The sequence below is a fragment of the Paenibacillus sp. NPDC058177 genome, assembly GCF_042883835.1.
Taxonomy (GTDB): Bacteria; Bacillota; Bacilli; order Paenibacillales; family Paenibacillaceae; genus Paenibacillus_AQ; species Paenibacillus_AQ agri.
This window is the reverse complement of record NZ_JBHVVB010000006.1, coordinates 136,641-159,027: the sequence shown is the minus strand read 5'-3', so window position 1 is coordinate 159,027 and position 22,387 is coordinate 136,641. Positions and strand designations below refer to the sequence as shown.

The window sequence follows — 22,387 nt, the reverse complement described above, 5'->3', positions numbered from 1 at the left end:
AAAATGTCTGAATATGCAAAAGGAGGGTGCGTAGATGGCTCTCTATATCCTGCGCAGATTGTTTTATATGATCCCTGTTCTTATCGGGATAGTTTTCATCACGTTTTTTCTCACCAGAATACTGCCGGGGGACCCTGCTTTGATGATTGCGGGTACAGAAGCTCCCGAAGAGGTTTTGAAGAAGCTCCGCGGCGATATGGGTTTGAATGAGCCCTTGTATCAACAATTTTTTCATTATGTTATTCGACTGTTTCACGGGGACTTCGGTTTTGCCTGGCATACGGGCCACAGCGTCTTTTCCGACTTTTATACGCGCCTGCCGGCTACCATTGAACTGACGCTGGCCAGCTTCATCATTGCGCTGGCTGTTGCACTCCCGGTCGGAATTATTGCCGCAACTAAGAAAGAATCAATCGTCGATCATATCTCCCGGGTGTTCTCTCTTATCGGTTCTTGTGTTCCGTCCTTTTGGCTGGCTCTGATTCTGATTTATGTATTTTATTCCAAGTTAAACTGGTCTCCTGCACCCCTGGGGAGATTAGGAGACAGTGTCAGTCCACCGACTCATTTGACCGGTCTGTATGTTATCGACAGCCTGTTGACATGGAACATACCGGTATTGGAGCAAGCATTGGCTCATCTGCTGCTGCCTGCAATTGTGCTAAGTACCGGAATGATGGCCATTATCTCACGTATGGTCCGGTCGAGCATGCTGGAGGTGATCAGCCAAGATTTCATCCGCACAGCCAGAGCTAAAGGGATTTACGAACGCAGTGTTGTGATGAAGCATGCGCTTGTTAATGCGTTGCTTCCAACGCTTACCGTTATCGGAGTGCAGTTTGGTCTATTACTTGGCGGTGCTGTGGTGACAGAGACGATTTTCTCCTGGCCGGGCGTGGGCAGTTATATTACCGAATCCATACTTGCGACGGACTATGCACCAATACAGGCATTCACCTTAATGAGTGCCTTGATAATCAGCTTTACCAATTTGGCGGTAGACGTGATTTACGGATTGATTGATCCGCGTGTCCGCTATGATTGACGATCTTCGGGACAAGGAGATGAACTTATGGAGAAGATAGCAGCAACTGCCCTGGTTTCCCAGTCATCCAGTGAACAGGAACGCAAGTCAGTGGGCATCATCCGGTTGCTTACAAGCAATCGCCTGTCGATGATCGGACTGTTGCTCATTATCGTTTGGATTGCCCTGGCTCTGCTGGCGCCGCTACTATCCCCCTATTCTCCTATCGAACCGGATGTGGCCAATAAACTTACGCCTCCGAGTGTATCGCACTGGTTCGGGACGGACAATTTCGGACGAGATATATTTACTCGTATTGCATACGGGGCCAAGTATACCATCTGGTCCGGGGTGGCAGCTGTAGCGATATCCTTCTGCGTGGGCACCATTCTCGGTGCTATTGCAGGCTACTACGGCGGTGTTCTCGGCAGCATCATCATGCGCGTGATGGATATGTTCCTGGCTTTTCCCGCATTGGTGCTTGCTATGGCGATTGCCGCCTCGATTGGTCCGGGCTTAACCAGCGCAATGATCGCGGTAAGCGTCGTTGGTATTCCTGAATATGTCCGTCTGATGTACGGGCAAACCATGCTTCTGCGGGAGAAGGAGTTCGTTGAAGCGGGGCGGGCCATCGGTTTGAAAAATTCGGTTATTTTGTTTCGCCATATTCTTCCCAATGCGCTCGCTCCGCTTATCGTAAGAGCCACGCTGGGCATTGGTTTTGCTATTCTTATCTCTTCCAGCTTGAACTTCCTCGGACTAGGCGTGAAACCGCCTATTGCGGAGTGGGGGGCCATGATAGCTGAAGGCCGTCAGTACATTGTCTCAGGGGAATGGTGGATTGTTTCATTCCCGGGACTGGCCATTGCAACCTCCATTTTGGGATTCAATTTAATTGGAGACGGCTTGCGGGATGTGCTTGATCCCCGGCTTAGATCCAGTAGCGGCAACAAGAAGAACGATTAGAAATCTGACAATGGATAAGGAGAGAAGACCATGAAGAAGTGTTGGGTAGGATTTATGGCTCTTATATTGGTTTTGGCGCTAGCTGGTTGTGCCTCAAGTCCAAGCGGTGATGCCGCCGCTTCATCAGAGCCAGCCAGCGGAGGCAATAGCGGCGCAGCACCCACAGCGCTTACTGTTGCATGGCAGGCAGTGGCGAGTACACTTGACCCTGTTAACGCTACGTCGGACGTTCTGGCCGTCAACGCTTACGATCGGCTGGTAGGCTATGAAGTTAATCCTGGCGATGGCGATTCCGCCAAGGCATTCAAACTGAAGCCGATGCTAGCGAAGGAATGGACGATCTCCGAAGACGGCTTAACCTATACTTTTAAATTGCAGGATAATGCCAACTTCCAAAGTGGAAATCCCGTTACGGCTAATTCGGTTAAATTTTCACTGGAACGAATGAGAGATTCTGCAACGGGGAGTTTCACTTACAGCTTGACACAAATTGCTAGTATTACAGCCCAAGATGAGAAAACGGTTGTCCTCAAGCTGACCAAGGCGAACCCGAATCTGCTGAAAATGCTTGCGATGTACTGGTTCTCCATCCTTGACGATAAGCTTGTTAAAGAAAAAGGCGACGCCTATGTCAATGATCATGCGGTCGGTTCCGGTGCCTATAGCATTGAGAAATGGGATCCGTCGAGCGAAGTCATTTTCAAAGCTAACAAGAACTATTGGGCAGGAGCTCCTAAGATTGAACAAGTTACGATGAAGTATATCAAAGAAGCCTCCAATCGTCTCATGCTGCTGAAGAACGGTGACATCGACGTCTCGGTTGAACTGCCTCCAAAGGACTTGGCAGACCTTAAGTCTGCTACGAACCTGACGGTTCATTCCAACAGCAGCAATCGGATCTTGTTCTTGGCAATGAACATGAACAAAGAGCCTTTCAACAATCCGAAGGTACGTCAAGCGCTCGCTTATGCCACACCCTATGATCAGTTAATTAAGGACGTCATGTTTAATGAAGCGCGTTCGATGAGAAGCTCCGTTCCAAGCAACACCCCCGGCTACACAGACGACGGGTATGCGTATACTTACGATCTGGACAAGGCGAAGCAACTCTTGACTGAAGCGGGGTATCCGAACGGATTCAGCTTCGATCTGACAATTGGTTCAGGATATCCGGACTGGGACGACGATGCTGTTCTGCTGCAAGCTTCTCTAGCAAAAATAGGCGTTACTGTGAATATTAAAAATGTAGCCCGTCCGCAATTTCTGGAAATGCAAAAACAAAAGTCTATGGATGCTTACATTACCAAATGGACTTCGATGGTATACGACCCGAGCTGGCATTTAGGATTGCTGCTGGACAGCAAGGGAACAGGCAACTTCAATAACTACAGCAACCCTACTGTTGACGGGCTGTTGAAGCAAGCGAGCGATGAACGAGACAATGATAAACGCATGGAACTGTATCACCAGGCTCAGAAGATTATTACGGCCGATACCCCTTGGCTGTATCTGTATCAATACAACCGCATTGTTGGCGTCAGTAACAAGGTGGAAGGATACAAATTCTATCCGGACGAATTTATCCGTTTTGCCGACCTGAGCATGAAGTAACACCAACTCTTAAATCTTCGAGAATTCCACAGGGAGGTTAGCCGATGAGGCCCTTACTTGAAGTAAAGGATTTAAAGACAGAATTTCTTACCGGTAAAGGACCTGTACGTGTCGTTGATGGAGTTGATCTGGTGTTGAATAAGGGAGAAACATTGGGGGTGGTCGGTGAATCCGGGTGCGGAAAGAGCGTGACCTCCATGTCGATTATGGGACTGCTTCCCAAAGGACAAAGTCGAATTGCAGGCGGAGATATTCGCTTTCACGACCAAAGCCTGCTCTCGCTGTCCGTGAAGGAGATGCGGCAAGTCAGAGGCAACCGAATCGCAATGATATTCCAGGAACCGATGACCTCATTGAATCCAGTATTTAAAATCGGCAACCAAATCAGCGAAGCCCTTCGCTTTCATAAAAATCTCAGCAAAAAAGAAGCGTGGAGCGAAGCGGTCGGGATGCTGAAGAAAGTCGGCATCCCCCGTCCAGAACAAATTGCCCGGGAGTATCCCCACCAGTTGTCAGGTGGGATGCGCCAGCGGGTGATGATCTCCATTGCAATGGCCTGTAATCCCGAAGTGCTAATTGCCGATGAACCAACGACAGCACTCGATGTGACGATTCAAGCGCAAATTCTGGAGTTAATGAGGGGGCTGCAGCATGAGCAAGGAACGGCGATTATGCTTATTACCCACGATCTAGGTGTTGTGGCGGAAACCTGTCAACGGGTTGTGGTTATGTATGCCGGACAAGTAGTGGAGGAAGCGGAGGTGGGGATGCTGTTTAAGCAGCCTCTCCATCCGTATACCCAAGGACTTCTTGGTTCTCTCCCGCAATTGGCGGGGCAGAAAAAGCGGCTTGAGCCTATCGTCGGCAGTGTGCCGAGTCCATTGAATATGCCTTCTGGCTGCCGCTTTGCCCCGCGATGCAAATTTCGTACAGATGCATGCCTTGAATATCAACCCTCTCTTCTTGAGGTCGAACAAGGACATAAATGCCGCTGTATCCTATACGGGGAGGGAGAGCAATGAGCGTCTTGCTTGAAGTAAACAATTTAAAGAAGCATTATCCCGTTCGCAAAGGATTCTTCGGCAAGACGGGTGCGGTTGTCAAAGCGGTTGATGGCGTTTCACTGAGTATTAAGCGAGGAGAGACGCTAGCCATTGTAGGTGAATCCGGCTGCGGCAAGTCAACGATGGGCCGCTCGATTCTGCGGTTAATTGAACCGACCGATGGCGAGATCCTGTTCGAGCAGGACGATATCCGAAAACTGAATCCGGATCAAATGCGCCGGTTCCGGACGAAAATGCAGATTGTATTTCAAGATCCATATGCATCCCTTAATCCGCGGTGGACGATAAGGGAAATATTGTCCGAACCTTTTCGCCTGTATGAGAAGCTTTCGGCTTCTGAGCTAAAGGACCGGGTGTCAGAGCTCATGCAGGTGGTCGGCCTCTCTCCCTATCAGGCGGACCGTTTCCCCCATGAATTCTCTGGTGGACAACGGCAGCGGGTCGGCATTGCCCGGGCGCTGGCGCTCAAGCCTCAATTCGTCGTATGCGACGAACCGGTATCTGCGCTGGATGTGTCCATACGTGCCCAGGTTTTGAACCTGATGGAGGATTTACAGGAGCAATATTCGCTTACTTATATGTTTATCTCGCATGATCTATCTGTCGTGAAATTCATCAGTGACCGCGTCGGCGTGATGTATTTGGGCCGGCTGGTTGAGATGGCGCCTACGGACGACTTATTTAAAAATCCGCTTCATCCGTATACGAAGGCGTTGATCTCAGCCCTTCCGCTTCCGGATACAGAAGTCAAAAGAGAGCGGATTATTCTGAGCGGGGATGTACCCAATCCACAGCATCCCCCTGCTGGCTGTGCTTTCCATACACGCTGTCCATCGGCCAGACCGGAATGTAAATCGGTGACGCCGGAGTGGAAAGAAGTGTCTCCAGGCCGGAGTGTAGCTTGTCTACTATATTGAATTTATCCCGAAGGAGAAATGAAAATGAGCACTTACCAACTTGTCGTAAGAGGATGCCTGGTGCTTGAAGACGGCGTGGTAGCGGGCGAGCTCGGCATTAATAACGGCGTCATTGAGACGTTCTCGCCAGAACAGGCAGCTCTGAACGGAGAACGGACACTCGACTTTGAAGATTGCTATATCTTCCCGGGATTAATTGATGCTCATGTACATTGTTATACGAATCCTGAAGAAGGCTTCATTAACAATACAGCCTCGGCAGCCGTAGGCGGATTCACTACTATTCTTGACATGCCTTATGATTCGCCTGATCCCATCACTAGCGTAGAACGCTTCAAGGACAAAGTGGCACTGCTGGAGCAAGAAGCTATTGTGGATGTAGGATTGTGGGCTACCGTAGCGAAAGGAGGCACCTGGCAGATTGGCCCGTTGGCTGAAGCCGGTGCTATCGCGTTCAAGCTGTCCACTTTTGAAGCGGACCCTTACCGCTTTCCGCGCATTCCGGATCATGAAGTGCTTCAGTCGCTGCAGCTTGCGGGGAAGATAGGACTTCCGGTGGCATTCCATGCGGAGAACGGTGAGATCATCGGGCATTTGATCGAGGAATACTCGGAAAAAGGCAACGTGGCACCCCGGGCGCATATGGAGACCCGGCCTGCAGTCAGCGAATCGGTTGAGGTGCTCAAGTTGCTGGAAATGGCCTATTGGACACAGGCGAAACTTCACATCGTCCATGTTAGCCATCCTCGTACCATAGAGCTTATCCAAGCATTTCAGCGGCAGGGCGTGCGGGTGACAGCTGAAACGTGCTACCCGTATTTTTTGAAGGACGTCGGCGATCTTGAACGTCTTGGCACGAAGGCGAAGATGAACCCTCCGCTGCGTCAACCGGAAGATGCAATGAAGATGTGGGAGTATGTCAAGGCAGGCGCGTTTAACATGATTACGTCGGATCACGTCCCATGGGATAAGAGTAAGAAGGATGCGGGTAAGGAGAACATTTTCAAAGCGGCGCCGGGACTTCCCGGTCTGGAAATAATGGCTTCGCTGATCTTTGATCGTGGTGTAGCTAAAGGGCAGATGACGCCGGTGCAATATGCACAGCTGTTGTCGCAGCATCCCGCCGAAGTCTTCCAGATCGAAGGCAAAGGTCGGATCGCTCCGGGTTATGATGCCGATTTTACAGTCATTGATCCCCACGCACATTGGGTGATTGACGAGCAGAAGTTTCGGACAAATGCCAAAATCACACCTTTTCACGGTCAAAAGGTACAGGGGAAGATCATTCATACGATAGTCCGAGGGTGTACCGTTTATGACGGAGATGAAGTGGTTCAAAAGCCAGGCTTCGGGAAATTCGTAGCTAATAAAGTGGGGGGTTCCAAATGAGCGATTTGCAAGGTCTTTGTGTCATTACGCTGACTCCTTTCCACGACGATGGCAGTCTGGATGAAGAGAGTCTGCGAAAACTGACAGAGTTCTATATTCATTCCGGTGTTCACGGAATGACAATACTAGGCATTATGGGAGAGGCTCACAAGCTGTCCGAGTCCGAGCGTTACCGGGTTATGAACATCGTCTTGCACCAGACGAACGGGCGTGTGCCTGTGATCGTCGGCTGCTCGGCGCCAGGCAGTGAGTTGGCCGGTGAGTTGGCCAAGAGAGCGGAGGAAGCCGGAGCAGCGGCCGTCATGGTTGCATCTCCTGCCAATTTGAACAATGAAGATATGCTGCTTCGTTATTTTGCAAATGTGGCTGAGAAAATCTCGATTCCGATCGTACTGCAGGACGAACCGGTAACGACAGGCGTTCGTCTGAGCGCGCCATTTATCGCGAAGCTGGCGGAGTGCGTGCCTCAGATCAAGTACGTCAAGCTGGAAGAAGCGCCGACCACAATCAAGATCACTAGCATTCTAAAACAGGCCAATCTTCGTATTTTCGGTGGTCTCGGGGGAATGTATTTCTACGAAGAACTTGAACGAGGTGCGGTGGGGATCATGACGGGCTTCGCTTATCCGGAAATCCTTGTGGAGACCTATAATCTGTTCAAAGCGGGTAAGAAGCAGGAGGCGAGAGCGTACTTCTACCGTTATTTGCCGTTAATTCGCTTCGAAGCGCAGCTTGGAATCGGCGGCGTAACTATCCGTAAAGAGACCTTCAAGCTGCGTCAGGCGATTGCAAGCTCACATGTGCGTTTCCCGGGAGCTTCCATTGATCCACAAACCATGCAGGAGCTTCAGGAGATAATCGCTTTTCTTGGATTGGAACTAGAGTAGAAGCACCAACTGATGGTGCTGCTGTAAGATACGATTTTCGGCAGGGGGATGAGCATGGACTTGAATTTAACAAGCAAAACGGTATTTATAGCGGCCTCAAGCAGAGGACTTGGCAAAGCCAGTGCGCTGGAGTTAGCAAAGGAAGGCGCCAACGTGATGCTTTCCGGGCGGAACGAGGAAGAACTGAAGCTTGCCAAGGAAGAACTGCAGCAGGTGGCAGCGGGTCAGGTCGAATATGTGTTATGTGACATTACTAAACCGGAGCAGTTGAAGGCAGCGGTTCTTAGAACGGTTGACCTGTTCGGTACGATAGACATTTTGATTAATAATGCCGGTGGTCCGCCGGCGGGGACGTTCGAAAAGTTCACGGATGAAGACTGGACCCAAGCGTTCGAATTAACGCTGCTGAGCTATGTCCGTCTTATTCGCGAGGTACTACCTTATATGAAAAATAGTCGTGCAGGCCGGATTATCAACCTGACGTCCTCTTCGGTGAAGCAGCCAATCCCAGGTCTCTTAATCTCCAATACATTTCGGTTGGGCGTTATGGGAATGGCGAAGACGCTATCCATGGAACTAGCTCCCTATAATATTCTGGTCCACACAGTAGCACCAGGACGAATTGCTACGGATCGTGTAAGAACGCTGGATGAAATCAAGGCGAATCAGACGGGTGTTCCAATTGAACAAGTGGAGGCCGACTCCCGCAAGACCATTCCGCTTGGACGTTATGGCAAACCGGAAGAGTTCGGCAAAGTGGTCGCTTTTCTGGCTTCGGAAGCCTCATCCTATATGACTGGCAGCACGGTGCTGGTGGATGGCGGTATGATCAAAAGCATGTAAAAAAGAAGTTTACGGAAAGTAGGGAGATTATTTGCAACTTAGCCCTCATGAGAGAGACAAGCTGTTGATTACTGTAGTCGCCGATTTGGCACGGAGAAGGCTTGCGCGCGGGTTGAAATTAAATTATCCAGAAAGCATTGCGCTCCTCACATCGGAGATTATGGAGGGAGCTCGTGATGGGAAAACGGTATCCCAGCTCATGGAGCTCGGAACACAAATTTTGAAGCGAGAACAGGTTATGGAGGGTGTACCTGAGATGATTCAAGAGGTACAGGTCGAAGCGACGTTCCCTGATGGCACAAAACTTGTAACCGTACACGAGCCTATTAACGGAACCTAACGTAGATCAGTATAATCACGTCCTTTTATCAAGTACGAATAGAAGGAGGAATAAGATGATTCCGGGTGAATATCGGACACAAGCAGGATGGATTGAACTTAATGCAGGCAGAGCCACTGAGAAACTGATTGTCGTAAATTTAGGTGATCGTCCAATTCAGATTGGATCACATTTTCATTTTTTCGAAGTCAACCGGGCTTTATTATTTGATAGGGAACTTGCATTTGGAATGAGACTGAATATCCCTGCCGGAACGGCTGTGCGCTTTGAACCCGGAGAAGAGAAGCCGGTAGAGCTTGTGACTCTGGGAGGCAATAAGTGCTCTTACGGTCTGAGTGCCATCACTAATGGTCCTGCTGAAAAAGGAGATTTAGGCATTGAAGTTAAGGACCGTCTCCAGGCATGGAAAGGAGTCTGTCATGCACAAGATAGACCGTAAAAGTTATGCAGGTATGTTTGGTCCGACAACCGGGGACGCCATACGCCTTGCAGATACAGAGCTTTGGGCAGAGATTGAACATGATTATACGGTATACGGTGATGAGTGCAAATTTGGCGGTGGTAAAGTCATTCGTGACGGGATGGGCCAGTCCAGCAGCGCCATACGCAGTGAGGGTGTGCTCGATACACTTATAACAAATGCGGTGATCATCGACCATTGGGGGATTGTGAAGGGAGATATCGGAATCCGGGATGGGGTAATCACAGCTATTGGAAAAGCAGGCAATCCTGACATCATGGATGGCGTGACGCCAGGTATGGTTGTTGGTGCAAGCACGGAAATTATTGCAGGAGAAGGTAAGATTGTTACAGCCGGGGGCATTGATGCACATGTGCATTTTATTTGTCCCCAGCAGATTGAAGTTGCATTATCCTCTGGAGTTACAACTATGATTGGGGGAGGGACAGGGCCTGCAACAGGGACAAAGGCAACAACCTGTACGCCGGGTGCCTGGCATATGATGCGCATGCTGGAGGCGGTAGAGGCATTTCCAATGAACATCGGGCTTACCGGAAAAGGAAACTCCTCATTCGTAGAACCTCTCATTGAGCAGATTGAGGCGGGTGCAATTGGTCTCAAGCTGCATGAGGATTGGGGCAGTACTCCGGCAGCCATTGATGCATGTCTGAAAGCCGCAGATCAATACGATGTTCAGGTTGCCATCCACACGGATACACTCAATGAATCCGGTTTCCTGGAGGATACATTGGAGGCTATAGGCGGAAGAACGATCCATACTTATCATACGGAGGGAGCCGGTGGCGGTCATGCTCCCGATATCATCCGGGCTGCAGCTGAGCAGAATGTTCTGCCTTCATCAACCAATCCCACCCGGCCCTTCACCGTCAATACCATTGAGGAGCATCTGGATATGCTGATGGTATGTCACCACCTGGACAGCCGTATTCCAGAAGATGTAGCGTTCGCTGATTCACGCATTCGTCCTGAAACTATAGCCGCAGAGGATATTTTACACGATATGGGTGTCTTCAGCATGATCAGTTCGGATTCCCAAGCGATGGGGCGTGTCGGTGAGGTGATCATCCGTACATGGCAAACAGCGGATAAAATGAAACGCCAGCGCGGTCCGCTTGAGTCGGATACAGAAGCACGGGACAACGTACGCATCAAGCGTTATATCGCCAAATATACGATTAATCCGGCGATCACGCACGGCGTCTCGCATCTTGTCGGTTCAGTTGAAGTCGGAAAATTCGCGGATCTGGTGCTGTGGAGCCCCATGTTCTTTGGAGTCAGGCCGGATCTGGTGCTCAAAGGCGGCAGTATTGCTTACGCACAAATGGGTGATCCGAACGCCTCGATTCCGACACCGCAGCCTGTATTCGGACGTCCGATGTTCGCCGCATACGGCAAATCGTTGACTGAAAGCTCAATTACGTTCGTATCGCAGGCCGCTTACGACAGTGGAATAAAGGAACGGCTGGGACTTATGAAGCGGGTGGAGCCGATTAGGAACTGCCGCAATGTATCCAAGAAGGATATGATTCATAACGGTTTTACGCCTAAAATTGAAGTTGATCCGGAAACGTACAAAGTGACGGTCGATGGTATACACATTACTTGCGAGCCTTCTGAAGTTGTTCCGATGGCTCAGCGATACTTTTTGTTTTGAATATGGAGAACGATAAGAGCATTTACACAACGGGCGTAGATTCACCGGCCTCTTGGTTGGCTTACCAACAGCTTCTTGACTCGGCTCTGCCAATCGGCGGATTTTCCCATTCTTTCGGTCTGGAAACGATGGTTCAGGAGATGCGAATTAACAATACGATACAGCTTCGTTCTTATGTGGAGAACATGGTCATCCACAATTGGGCATGTGGAGATGCTCTTGTGATCAAAGCGGTATACCGTGACGTTCCTGCTCAAGGCTGGGAGCGGCTATGGGCAGTGGAGCGTCAAATTCATATGCAGCGCCTGGCTATGGAGAGCCGAAAGGCAGCCGAAAAAATGGGGCGCCGTCTGTTGGCGTTGGCAATAGAAATCTTCCCTTCAATAGAGTGGCAGCCTCTTTCAGACGCTTGCAAACAGGGTGATGCCTTGGGCACACATGCACTTGTTCACGGATTTGCTAGTTATCAATTGGGAATTCCAATGAGAAAAGCAGTAGAAGGTTATTTATATACTTGTATCGTGAACAGCATGAATAGTGCGCTGCGTCTGATGTCCATGGGACAGACTGAAGCTCAGAAGCTTATAGCGGCGATAATACCTGTAACTGAAAAAGCAGTATGGATCGTGGAGCAAACAGAGCCTGAAGAAGCATGGAACAGCATGCCTATGGCTGAACTGGCAATGGTTCGTCACGAGACGTTATATTCACGACTGTTTATGTCTTAATGCGAAATATTACGATAACGAAAAGGAGGCATTATTATGTGTCAAGGACAAGGTCATGATCACCGGGAATGGGAGAAACCAGGTCTCCCAACCAACCGTCCAATTCGAATTGGGATCGGTGGCCCCGTCGGTTCCGGTAAAACAGCGTTAGTTGAGCGTTTAAGCCGTGAAATCAGCGAGGAATTCAGTATTGCCGTCATCACAAATGATATTTATACCAAGGAAGATGCACGCATTCTGGTGAGTACAGGCGTTCTTCCGGAAGAACGGATTCTTGGAGTAGAAACGGGAGGGTGCCCACATACGGCTATCCGTGAAGATGCCTCCATGAATTTTGAAGCTGTAGAAGAGCTTGAGGGGCGATTTAAAGAGCTTGACCTTATTTTCATCGAGAGCGGCGGCGATAACTTGGCAGCGGCCTTCAGTCCTGAACTGGTGGATCGGTTCATTTATATCATTGATGTAGCGCAAGGAGAAAAAATCCCCCGGAAGGGCGGACCCGGCATTATGCGCTCTGATCTTCTGGTCATTAACAAAATTGACTTAGCTCCGTATGTGGGCGCTTCGCTTGACGTAATGAGGGAGGACTCGACCCGGATGAGAGGTGAACGGCCTTTCGTTTTCTCCAATTTATTCGGTGGTGAAGGAGTTGCGGACATTGTCTCTTGGCTAAAGCATGAGATTGCCCACGCAAAAGGGGTAATGCATAGCCATGATTCTGAATGAAAGGGAACCCTGCTACTGCTGAGTTGAGGGCGTACTTTCATCAAAGCGATGATCGGACTTTCTTGAAGGGGAAGTATCATACGGCCCCGATTAAAATTGCAAAATCCTTTCAGCTGGATCAGGAGCTTGGTATCATCGTCATGGATGTTTCGCCTGGTATGCTTGAAGGAGACAGCTATTCCATGGAGTGGTTTGCCGGACAAAATACAAGTCTTTATGTGACAAACCAGTCCTTCACGAAAGTTCATCCCTGTCCCAATGGTGGAAGAGCTGAGATGCGCCAGCTGTTTCAATTGGAGCAGAGCGCGTTTGTTCAATATATGCCCCAGCCAAGCATGCTTTATCAGGATGCGGAGTATATGAATACTACGGTTGTGAGGCTCGCTCCCGGAGCCGTGTGGATGCAGGCTGAGGTACTGTGCCCAGGCCGGACGCATCTCGGAGAGCGATTTAAATATCGGCAATACCAAAGTGCATTGTCTGTCTATTATCAAGACGAAATGATTTTTAATCAGCGGCAGAGAATAGTGCCTTCCTCTCAAAATCTTCAGGAAAAAGGGGCATGGGAGGAACAAACACATTGGGGAACTTTTTATGTGTTCTCTGACCGCATTAATTCCTCTCATGTAGACGCGATCCGTGAGAAACTTCAAAGCTTGCCGCGAACGCCTAAAAGTGAGGTTCTGTTTGGGGTTACGCTTACTTACCGTCACGGATTGGTCGTTACAGCGTCGGCACAGGCGGCCTGGCCTTTGCAGGAAACTCTGGAATGTGCATTTCAATTCGTCCGAAAAACGGTGTTCGGAAAGGGTATGATCAATTAAACGGGGGCACAGCTTATGAACATGAAGACTGGATTTACCACTTCATCCTGGTTTAGATACATCGCGATCATCGTGTTGTTGCATATTATTGGCATTGGCGGACTGATCTATGCCGCAACTACTGCCAGCTCAGCGTATTGGGGGCTCGGTATTCTCGCCTACACATACGGCCTTCGCCACGCTTTCGATGCGGATCATATTGCTGCTATAGACAATACGGTTCGCAAGCTCAGCGAGCAGAAGCAAAATCCGGGAGGGGTAGGTTTTTTCTTCTCGCTTGGCCATTCATCCGTTGTATTTATTCTCGTTCTTCTGGTGGTCTTCTCCGTCAAATGGATTCAGACAAGCATGCCCGCTATGCAGGAAATAGGCGGAATTATCGGGATGAGCGTCTCGGGATTTTTTCTCCTCCTCATCGGAATTATGAACCTCTATATTTTGCTTCAACTACTGCAGGCTTTCCGAAAAATGCGCTCCGGCCAAATAGAGCCTGAGGCAATCAACCACCTGTTAGAATCCCGCGGTCTGCTTGCACGGCTGTTTCGTCCTTTGTTTCGGTTTGTAAACCGAAGCTGGCATGTTTATCCGCTTGGTTTTCTGTTTGGTCTTGGTTTTGACACGGCCACTGAGATTGGCCTGCTGGCTCTTTCCGCTTCAGCTGTACACTCCGCATACTCCATTCCGGGGATTCTGTCCCTTCCGGTCTTATTTGCAGCGGGCATGAGCCTCATGGATACGGCGGATGGCATGGTGATGTCCAAAGCGTACCAGTGGGCATTTATCACTCCAGCAAGGAAAATGTATTATAACATTCTCATCACGACAGTATCCGTCGCAGCTGCACTTACCATCGGGTTTGTGGAAATCACCCAGGTGCTGACTGAAGGACTTCATTGGAGTTCACCCTTCCTGATGTGGATCAGCCGCTTGGAGTTTGGTGATTTGGGATATGCGATGGTTGCATTATTTATCAGTGCCTGGATCATATCTATCATAATTTGGAAAAAAACAAACACAGCTCTTCAATAACACATACTAATGCAATGAATCATGCAAGCCTTCCTTTGCCAGACGGCGGGGGAGGCTATTTTTGTATGGTCAGTTATGGCGTGCGTTCTAGAACTATTTAAATTTATAAATATACAAAATACAACAATAGGTGTAAAATGGCATTGTTTGAAACTGCCGGAATGACATAAAGGGATGTTCACAGAGTTGTTTGTGAAAAAAAGAGCAAAGATTTGACTGCGGCTGTGCAGGCTGCTGACAATAGCATTTCTGATGGAAAGGAGGAAGCCTTGTTCCTTTATGCAGGGCGTACCGGGCATTTGGCAAGTGCTGGCGGAACTGAAAGGGCCGGATAACGGCTGTAACGGAGTTACATAGAAAACACATGGGAGATGGAACTAACGATGAAGAATAGAGCGACTGTGAAAAAAATGACGATGCTGCTAGCACTGGTGCTAACAGTCAGTATAGTAGGCGTGGCGTGCGGTAATAAGGCTAACAATGCCACTACAAATAATGCTGCGGGAAATACTGCAACTGCTGATACAGCTAAGGACACTCCGGCAGAGACTCCTGAGTTATCGCTTGGACTTCTGCCTTCGATCGATGCTATTCCGTTCATTATTGCCCACGAGCAGGGCTTTGACCAGAAGCGCGGGGTGAACCTGAACATTCAGACGTTCAAGAGCGCCAAGGACCGCGATGTAGCTTTTCAAGCGGGGAAAGTGGACGGGCTTAGTGCCGATCTGGTGGCAATCTCCATCTACAATCAAGCCGGGCTGGATGTGAAGATTACCAGTACTACCTTCGGCGAATTTGACTTGCTGACCGGGAACGATGAGATCAAGGATGTGAAGGACCTGAAAGGCAAAACCGTAATTTTGTCCAAAAATACTTCCACACAATACACAGTAGCTACGATCCTGAAGCAGGCCGGTCTGACAGAAGAGGATATCAAGGTAACTGAAGTGCCACAAATTCCAACTCGTCTGGAGCTGCTCAAGAATAACAAAGCTGACGCAGCTATTTTGCCGGAGCCTTTCGTAACGATGGGGAAAGCTGCTGGTCTGCGCGTGTTAAGCTCCACTATTCAGGCCAATGTGAATCCATTCGTGCTGGCTTTCCCGCAAACCGCAATTGATGCCAAGCCGGACGCGATCCGGGCTATGTATGCCGCTTATGACGATGCAGTAGAGTATATGAAAACGCATGACCAAAGTGATTATATCGATCTCGTGATCAAAGAAGTAGGCTACCCGGACACATTAAAGAACGAAATTAAGGTTCCGGCTTACGTCCCAGCCAATCAGGTGGATGTGAAAGAGGTTGAAGCTGCGTTTGCCTGGGCACATGAAAAAGGTCTGCTGACTAAGGATATTAAGCCTGAAGAAGTGATCTCCGATGTCCAGTTTAAGAAATAGCGGCTTGTGTGTAAAGGACCTGGAAGTTGAATATAAAAGCGGGCAGCTGGCGCTGGGACGGATGAATTTCACCTTGCCGGAGCACGGCATCTATACGGTCATAGGGTCTTCCGGCAGTGGGAAATCCACGCTGCTGCGTGCCATTGCCGGCCTGTTGCCTTCCTACCAGGGCGAACTGCTGTTCAATGGAAAATCGCTGCGCGATAAAGAAACACTAGTTGGCCTTGTGCCACAGAATTACGGCCTGCTGCCCTGGAAGACGGTGCAGGCCAACATTAGAATGGCGATGAAGATTGCCCATCGGTCCACGGAGAGTAAAGCGGAGCAGGAAGAGGGGATCACCCGCTGGCTGACCGCCATGGGGATCCCGGAGCTGGCGGAACGTTACCCGCTGTCTCTTAGCGGAGGGCAGCAGCAGCGGGTAGCGATTGCGCGGGCGTTCGCTATTTTACCTACCATTCTTTTGCTGGACGAGCCATTCTCAGCCTTGGATGCCATTACGCGAGAAGCGCTGCAGCAGCTATTCCTGGACAGTTGGCTCGCGAACCCGGCCACAGCATTATTCGTTACGCATGACGTGGAGGAGGCGATTCTGCTGGGTCAGAAGATTATTATTATGCCGTCCAGCAAGCAGGATTCTCCGGTCTTTGTGGACAATGAGACAGTGTTTGGCATGCAGCATGGGAAGAAACGGGACAGTGATGAATTTTTTGAGCAAATGAAGAGAATCAGAAAGGTAATGCAGGAGAAATGGTGAAAAAAAGGAAGCTCCATCAAGTATTCAGGTTGTTATTGGTCTTCTTCTGTATGAATGTAGTCTGGTATATCGCTTATTTGCTGATGAATCACCCGATTCTGCCGAGTCCGCTGGTAGTCTATCAGGCTATGGGCGAACTCGGAGGACGGGATCTTGCGCTGAATGTCGGCTACAGTCTGATGCGGATTTTTGCGGGAGTACTGCTGGCGTTGCTCATCGGGCTAATGATTGGCTTGTTAATGGGTCGCTCGGCCACATGGAATAAGTTACTTGATCCGGTGGTGTACCTGACCTATCCGGTGCCGAAAATTGCCTTGCTGCCGGTGGTGATGCTGTTCTTCGGGCTTGGCGAGACCTCCAAGATTCTGATGATCATGCTGATCCTGCTCTTCCAGATTATTATCTCCGTGCGGGACGGCGTGAAATCTATCCCGGATAATACGTATGATGTGCTGACGAGTCTCGGTGCAGGCTCTGCGCAGAAATTCTGGAATGTTACGCTGCCTGGTGCACTATCTGTCATCCTCAGCACGATTCGAATTTCTCTTGGAACAGCCATCTCGGTATTGTTCTTCACTGAAATTTATGGCACAGACCATGGCATGGGCTTCTTCATCATGGACGCTTGGCTAAGGCTTGATTATCCGGAAATGTACGCAGGCATCATGCTGTTCAGCCTTGTGGGCTTTGTACTGTTCCTGCTGGTTGACCTTCTGGACTACAAGTTCATGAAGTGGCGGAATTAGGGGAGCTAGAGGATATTGAGGATATAGGCCAAGGATGACAAATGGTAGGCGATCTCTAATTAAGAGCATTTTTGTACTCTATTTCACCTTTTTTAAGGATAATAAGTAAAATAAGAGCATTATTGTACCTTAATTCCTGAAAAAGTGCGCTGAAAGGGCTATTGTGGAAAAATTAAGGTACAATATTGTCCTTAATTTCCACTACCCTTTAGCTGCAGGATATTTAGGGTACAAAAATGCCCTTATTTGCATTTTGGGGATTTTTCTGTCGTGCTTTTAATAGAAGGCCTCTAACAGCGGCACAGCGAGCGGAAGTCCAAACATTCCATCGTAGTGCCCACAGACTGTTTAAACCTGTTTTATTGCTCAATCAAGTTACCTGATTTCTCAACTTCTTTCGCTCTATGTCTGAGAAACAAAGATCGATTCTCTGTAGATGAGATGATCTTTCTTTGAGGGTCCGTTCTATCCCAGTATTTTAGAGCTGTTCACCATTCAGAAGTGGTACTACCAACTGCCGGAAGACATCTACAGGCTTCCGTTTTCTGCCGTATTTATCGTTAGTAACAACTACGACTAACTCGAAGCTGGGGACAACCACGATATATTGGCCGCCGTAGCCAAGTGCATAGTAGTAGCTTGTCTCGCCGAGGTCTTCCTCAGCGTTAGGGAAGCTTGAGACCCACCAATGCCAGCCGTAAAATCCCTTGCGGGGCAGTGTTGCCTCATACAGTGGCTGCGTGGATAAATGTACGGTGGATGGGGAAATGAGTTGCTGTCCTTCCCACCGTCCCTCTTGCAAAAACAATTGGCCGAATTTAGCCATGTCCTTCGGCTGCATATACAACCCGAAACCGCCGGTATGATTACCCTGCGGGTCGGTATCCCAGCGGTACTCCTCGATGCCGAGCGGACCGAACAGGTGCTGCTCGGCGAACTCCGCCACTGTCTGTCCTGCGGCCTGCCGCAGGATGGCCGACAGGAGCTGGGAGCCGCCGGAGTTATACTCCATGCGTGTCCCAGGCTCATCCTCCAGTGGCAAGGACAACACATACTGGACCCAGTCGTCCGTCTTCGTCATGGTCGGAAAGGAATTCCGTCCGCCAAATTCTGTCCAGCCAAAACCTGCTGTCATCGTTAGCAGATGGGCCAAGGTGATCTCGTGCTTGCGGGGATCGGGGTCCAGCAGTAGAGAAGGATAGAACCTTGTAATAGGGGTATCCTGGTGTGGCAGAATTCCCCGGTCTATGGCAATGCTGACCAAAGCAGAGAGAATGCTTTTGGTGCAGGAATTTATTCTATTAAGTTGTGCAGCAACCTCTGGTTCCCGGTAATGCTCCAGTACAGGGGAATCTTTGTGGAGAATCAGAGTGCTGCGGATTTCTAATTCCTCCAGCCCTTGAACCAGCGTTGTGAAGTTAAAGTCGTGTATGCGAATCATCTCCTAGGTAGTTAGTGCGCTTGTATGATGAATACGGTTCTGGAAAGTCTACCAGATCATCTGCCCAAGTTCAAACCCTTCAACTTCATTCGCATCTCTATCTCCTTAATAAAGCTCGTAATTTGCAGTCCATAAGGCTGTTTATTGTATTCGTAGTGGTATTTATTTATACTCCTATTGGAGAAGGTTATCGGAACATGAAAGGGGAACCAACCATTGATTGAGGAACTGCGCAAAATAGGATTATCGGATCTGGAAGCAAGATGTTATCTGACGCTGCATGAAGAGGGCAATCTGTCCGGCTATGAAGTGGCCAAAAGAGTGTCGGTGTCCCGTACAAATGTGTACGCGGCCCTCCGATCGCTGACGGACAAAGGCGTGTGCAGGGCTATCGAGGCCGAGCCTGTCCTGTACGATGCTGTTCCGATTGGACAGCTGATCAGACTCCTCAAGGTAGACTTTGAGCAGACGGCAGCGAATCTGCTGGAGCAGATGCAGAATCCGGTACGGACATCCACCTTTTTTTATAACTGGCAGGGTGAGCGGGCGCTGGAGACGGCTATCCGGCGATTGATAGCGAATGCAGACAAGAGCATCGTGGTTGATTTGTGGTCAGAAGATATTCATTGGGTCGAAGAAGCACTGCTGGAGGCGGAGAATCGGGGCGTGGAAGTGGTGCTGATTACGATTGGCGAAAGCCACACACCACTCAAGAAGGTTATCGTCCACGAACGGCAGGAGGCATGGAACGGGGCGGAGAGCCGGCGTTTCTCGATCCTCTGCGATAACCGTTCTGCCTTGATTGGCAGTTTTGGTAAAACACTGCGGCTGACGGCTCTGGAAAGTGATCACCCCTCGGTGATCGAATTGCTGCAGAACGGCTTTTATCATGATGTAGTGATGGAAAGAATCGGGCAGGACTTCGCCGAGGAGCTGACAGCGAAATACGGCAGTCACTATGAGGCGATTATTGGTCCATATAAAGGATTGCTTGAGTAGTTTTTTTAAAAATCGGGGACAGCATTTGGCACTTTAGTGGCCTGTGTTGTCCCTTTTTGTCGTCAGCAATGAATGATTTGGAGAGTTTAAAAATTTCCTGTCGTAAATAAATAATGGGAAATTAATGAAGCGGATGGTATAATTGCTAGATCATGTGTAGAGGAGGATGAACACTTTTGAAAAGCAACAACACTACTTTTATCCAGCAGAAGACTAGAACAGCACTAGTGGCAACCGTCGCACTCTCTCTGTTATTGCCCGCAGGCCTCGCCGGAGCGGCGAGCTCCGGTACTGTCAGCTCGTCAACCGTCGTTGTCTCAGCAAGTGCAGTTAGCGATTCTGCTGCAAACACGGAGGTCGTGGCCGCTGACCCTTCCAAGGTGAAATTCTCGAAGGAAGCTGCCATTGCCAAATTAAAGGAATTATTTCCGATACTTAAAGAGGCTAAAGTTAATTCCACGGAGTTGGGGTCAACCAATAGATATCCAGTTCCCTCGAATCAAATGGTCTGGAATATTCAGTGGCAATATCAAATTGGAAATTCAGGATACGGATTCAGTAGTGAAGTAGACGCCTTGAATGGTGATCTGATCAATACCTATCTCTATTTCCCTAATCAAATTAATGAAAGTTACTACCCGCCCAAGGTAACAGAGGCCCAGGCGCTAGAAAAAGCACGGGCGTTTATTTCCAAAGCTGCCGCCAGCATTAAGAGCAGTGATTTGAAATTGCAGGACAACCCTAACTATAATTATGGCAATGCACTTTTTGGACCGGTTCGCTACAATTTTACTTTCAATCTCTTGAAGAATGGACTTCCTTCTACAGGTGATAATCTGAATATTACAGTGGATGGCAATGGTGAAGTGGTCTCCTTTCATAAATCTTCAGAGAATCTCGTCTACCCTTCCGCAGTGCCAAAAGTAACCCTGGCCCAGGCGGAGAAGAGCATTCGGGACAGTTTTGATGTGGCATTGTATTATAATCCGATTTATAAAAATGGAGTACCGGACAGCTGGATTCTGAGCTGGTCTCCAGTGGAGCAGGCGCTCTATGCTGTTGACGCAGCAACCGGCAAGAAATTGACAGATGAAGGTGTTCCGGTGCCTTCCAGTCCAGTAACCTACACTGCTGTACCGCAGGCTAAGGAAGTCTTCAAGTCGCAGGGTAGTGCTGAACTTACTGCCGAGCAGGCGGCCAAGCTGGTAGAAAAGGTGGGGTATATTCCTACTGGGCGCAAGCTGACAAGCAAAACGCTCGGGGATAGCTACCAGAGTCCAGACCGCAAGGTATGGAGACTCTCCTGGGATGAAGGACAGCGGAGCTTTGGACCGGGATTTCCGTCCCAATCCTCTGCTGAGATCGATGCGTCTAGCGGAGAAATCATAAACTTCCAGTCAGAGCAGTACAACTTTGCTGAAGATGGAAAAACGAAGACTCCGGCTGCGCCAGCAGGTGCTAAGAAGCTGACAGCCGCAGAAGCCGCGCAGAAAGCTACTGCGCTAATCAATGCACTTTACCCGCAAGCCAGCAGTACATTGAAGCAGATTGAATATGGCACTGAATGGAGTACGCTTCCGGATGGCGCAGGCTACAGATACCAGTACATTCTCCAGCACAATGGAATTCCTGTAAGCGGAAGCACCATCAGTTTGAATCTGGATGTGTACGGAAGATTGGTGGCTTACTACGGTAATCGTTTGAACACCGACAAGATTACCCAGGAGCCGGTAGCCAAGATTACCAAGCAGGATGCGTTGGAAAAGTACGCAAAGCAATATAAGGTGGAGCTTCAGTATAAACAAACTGGAGGCTATACTTTCAATAATACTTATGCGGAACCAAAGGTGACCCTGGTGTACGCATTGGTGCCGACCGAAGAGAAGAACTCGTACGAAACTTTGAACGCTGTCACTGGTCAGTGGACGACCATCTACACCAATCCTGTGCAGAAGGGTGCTGATGCCAGTGATATTAAGGGTCATGCTGCTGAACAGCAGCTTACCGAACTTCTGAAATACGGAGTATTCGAGGTGGATGGGAGCGGCAAATTAAATCCTGATCAGGAAGTTACTGCTGGGGATTTGATTACCTATTTGGCGAAAGCTACTCAGCCTTACTACGCCGAATATTATAATAATGGTAGTGAGCGTAAAGCAACAGCTGGTACCAGTGTGGATAGCCCGTATTATGATGCTGTAAGTTTTGCCGTGCAAAGCGGCTGGATCAGCAAGGATACAGCGTTCCAAGCTGATAAGAAACTGACTCGTGAACAGTTGGCTGTTCTGCTAACCTCTTTTGTGAAATACAGCAAAATCTCGGCCTATCTCGATAAGGATGCTGTGGTAGAACAGTTCAGTGATGCATCCGCTATCGTTAATAAGGGTGCGGTAGCTCTCACTGTGAAGCTGGGGCTTCTGAAGGATGAAGGTGGCAAGTTCAACCCAGGGCAGAATGTAACAAAGGCGCAAGTTGCCACTATTATAATGAAGCTGGTAGAACTGCAAGGTAAAACGGATCAGATTATTGGCAGCAACAACAGATACTAGTCCAATTATAAG

Annotated in this window: 21 protein-coding genes; 20 read left to right on the top strand and 1 reads right to left on the bottom strand. The window is 49.2% G+C overall.

What is annotated here, in order from left to right; translation table 11 throughout:
• Positions 1–34 precede the first annotated feature (34 nt).
• The 18 genes from ACFVU8_RS22290 (at position 35) to ACFVU8_RS22205 (ending at position 17,386) form a co-directional block, all read left to right on the top strand.
• Complete coding sequence (locus ACFVU8_RS22290) at positions 35–1,045, top strand: ABC transporter permease (protein WP_175370939.1); 1,011 nt, start codon at positions 35–37, stop codon at positions 1,043–1,045.
• A 27-nt stretch (positions 1,046–1,072) separates the two neighbouring features.
• Positions 1,073–1,990 (top strand): ABC transporter permease, encoded by a 918-nt coding sequence (locus tag ACFVU8_RS22285; protein WP_175370940.1) that lies wholly within the window; start codon positions 1,073–1,075, stop codon positions 1,988–1,990.
• Between the two features lie 30 nt (positions 1,991–2,020).
• Positions 2,021–3,601: an ABC transporter substrate-binding protein gene (locus tag ACFVU8_RS22280; protein WP_387430269.1), complete on the top strand. Its 1,581-nt coding sequence runs from the start codon at positions 2,021–2,023 to the stop codon at positions 3,599–3,601.
• Positions 3,602–3,645: 44 nt separating this feature from the next.
• Positions 3,646–4,623, top strand: coding sequence for an ABC transporter ATP-binding protein (locus ACFVU8_RS22275; RefSeq protein WP_387430267.1), 978 nt, complete (start codon positions 3,646–3,648; stop codon positions 4,621–4,623).
• The gene (locus ACFVU8_RS22270; protein ID WP_379469290.1) at positions 4,620–5,582 is read left to right on the top strand and encodes an ABC transporter ATP-binding protein; all 963 of its coding nucleotides are present in this window, start codon (positions 4,620–4,622) and stop codon (positions 5,580–5,582) included. Before ACFVU8_RS22275 ends, ACFVU8_RS22270 begins: the two co-directional genes overlap by 4 nt.
• 24 nt (positions 5,583–5,606) lie before the next feature.
• Positions 5,607–6,971 carry a dihydroorotase gene (locus tag ACFVU8_RS22265; RefSeq protein WP_387430265.1) on the top strand — a complete coding sequence of 455 codons (1,365 nt, stop codon included), beginning with the start codon at positions 5,607–5,609 and terminating at the stop codon, positions 6,969–6,971.
• Complete coding sequence (locus ACFVU8_RS22260; RefSeq protein WP_387430263.1) at positions 6,968–7,858, top strand: dihydrodipicolinate synthase family protein; 891 nt, start codon at positions 6,968–6,970, stop codon at positions 7,856–7,858. Before ACFVU8_RS22265 ends, ACFVU8_RS22260 begins: the two co-directional genes overlap by 4 nt.
• A 54-nt stretch (positions 7,859–7,912) precedes the next feature.
• Complete coding sequence (locus tag ACFVU8_RS22255) at positions 7,913–8,701, top strand: SDR family oxidoreductase (RefSeq protein WP_387430261.1); 789 nt, start codon at positions 7,913–7,915, stop codon at positions 8,699–8,701.
• Positions 8,702–8,732: 31 nt separating this feature from the next.
• The gene (locus ACFVU8_RS22250) at positions 8,733–9,041 is read left to right on the top strand and encodes an urease subunit gamma (protein ID WP_387430259.1); all 309 of its coding nucleotides are present in this window, start codon (positions 8,733–8,735) and stop codon (positions 9,039–9,041) included.
• 55 nt (positions 9,042–9,096) lie between these two features.
• Positions 9,097–9,480: an urease subunit beta gene (ureB, locus tag ACFVU8_RS22245; RefSeq protein ID WP_387430257.1), complete on the top strand. Its 384-nt coding sequence runs from the start codon at positions 9,097–9,099 to the stop codon at positions 9,478–9,480.
• The gene (ureC, locus tag ACFVU8_RS22240) at positions 9,461–11,176 is read left to right on the top strand and encodes an urease subunit alpha (RefSeq protein ID WP_387430255.1); all 1,716 of its coding nucleotides are present in this window, start codon (positions 9,461–9,463) and stop codon (positions 11,174–11,176) included. The genes ureB and ureC overlap by 20 nt, the downstream gene beginning before the upstream one ends.
• A gap of 2 nt (positions 11,177–11,178) precedes the next feature.
• The gene (locus tag ACFVU8_RS22235; RefSeq protein ID WP_387430533.1) at positions 11,179–11,904 is read left to right on the top strand and encodes an urease accessory protein UreF; all 726 of its coding nucleotides are present in this window, start codon (positions 11,179–11,181) and stop codon (positions 11,902–11,904) included.
• Between the two features lie 36 nt (positions 11,905–11,940).
• A complete protein-coding gene (ureG, locus tag ACFVU8_RS22230) occupies positions 11,941–12,630 on the top strand; it encodes an urease accessory protein UreG (RefSeq protein WP_175370948.1) in 690 nt (229 codons plus the stop codon).
• 62 nt (positions 12,631–12,692) lie between these two features.
• Entirely contained in the window at positions 12,693–13,454 is a 762-nt protein-coding gene (locus tag ACFVU8_RS22225; protein ID WP_387430253.1) for an urease accessory protein UreD, read from the top strand.
• A 21-nt stretch (positions 13,455–13,475) separates the two neighbouring features.
• Positions 13,476–14,483 carry a HoxN/HupN/NixA family nickel/cobalt transporter gene (locus ACFVU8_RS22220; RefSeq protein ID WP_387430531.1) on the top strand — a complete coding sequence of 336 codons (1,008 nt, stop codon included), beginning with the start codon at positions 13,476–13,478 and terminating at the stop codon, positions 14,481–14,483.
• Positions 14,484–14,866: 383 nt separating this feature from the next.
• Positions 14,867–15,883, top strand: a complete 1,017-nt coding sequence (locus ACFVU8_RS22215) for an ABC transporter substrate-binding protein (protein ID WP_379469274.1) — start codon at positions 14,867–14,869, stop codon at positions 15,881–15,883.
• A complete protein-coding gene (locus ACFVU8_RS22210; RefSeq protein WP_387430252.1) occupies positions 15,864–16,640 on the top strand; it encodes an ABC transporter ATP-binding protein in 777 nt (258 codons plus the stop codon). The genes ACFVU8_RS22215 and ACFVU8_RS22210 overlap by 20 nt, the downstream gene beginning before the upstream one ends.
• The gene (locus tag ACFVU8_RS22205) at positions 16,634–17,386 is read left to right on the top strand and encodes an ABC transporter permease (RefSeq protein ID WP_066376720.1); all 753 of its coding nucleotides are present in this window, start codon (positions 16,634–16,636) and stop codon (positions 17,384–17,386) included. The genes ACFVU8_RS22210 and ACFVU8_RS22205 overlap by 7 nt, the downstream gene beginning before the upstream one ends.
• A 478-nt stretch (positions 17,387–17,864) precedes the next feature.
• Here the strand turns inward: ACFVU8_RS22205 and ACFVU8_RS22200 are convergent, their stop codons facing one another.
• Positions 17,865–18,827 (bottom strand): serine hydrolase domain-containing protein, encoded by a 963-nt coding sequence (locus ACFVU8_RS22200; RefSeq protein WP_379469267.1) that lies wholly within the window; start codon positions 18,825–18,827, stop codon positions 17,865–17,867.
• A gap of 216 nt (positions 18,828–19,043) precedes the next feature.
• On the opposite strand from ACFVU8_RS22200, the gene ACFVU8_RS22195 reads away from it, so the two are divergent.
• A complete protein-coding gene (locus tag ACFVU8_RS22195; protein WP_387430250.1) occupies positions 19,044–19,826 on the top strand; it encodes a TrmB family transcriptional regulator in 783 nt (260 codons plus the stop codon).
• Positions 19,827–20,002: 176 nt separating this feature from the next.
• Positions 20,003–22,375 (top strand): YcdB/YcdC domain-containing protein, encoded by a 2,373-nt coding sequence (locus ACFVU8_RS22190; RefSeq protein ID WP_387430248.1) that lies wholly within the window; start codon positions 20,003–20,005, stop codon positions 22,373–22,375.
• Positions 22,376–22,387: the final 12 nt, after the last annotated feature.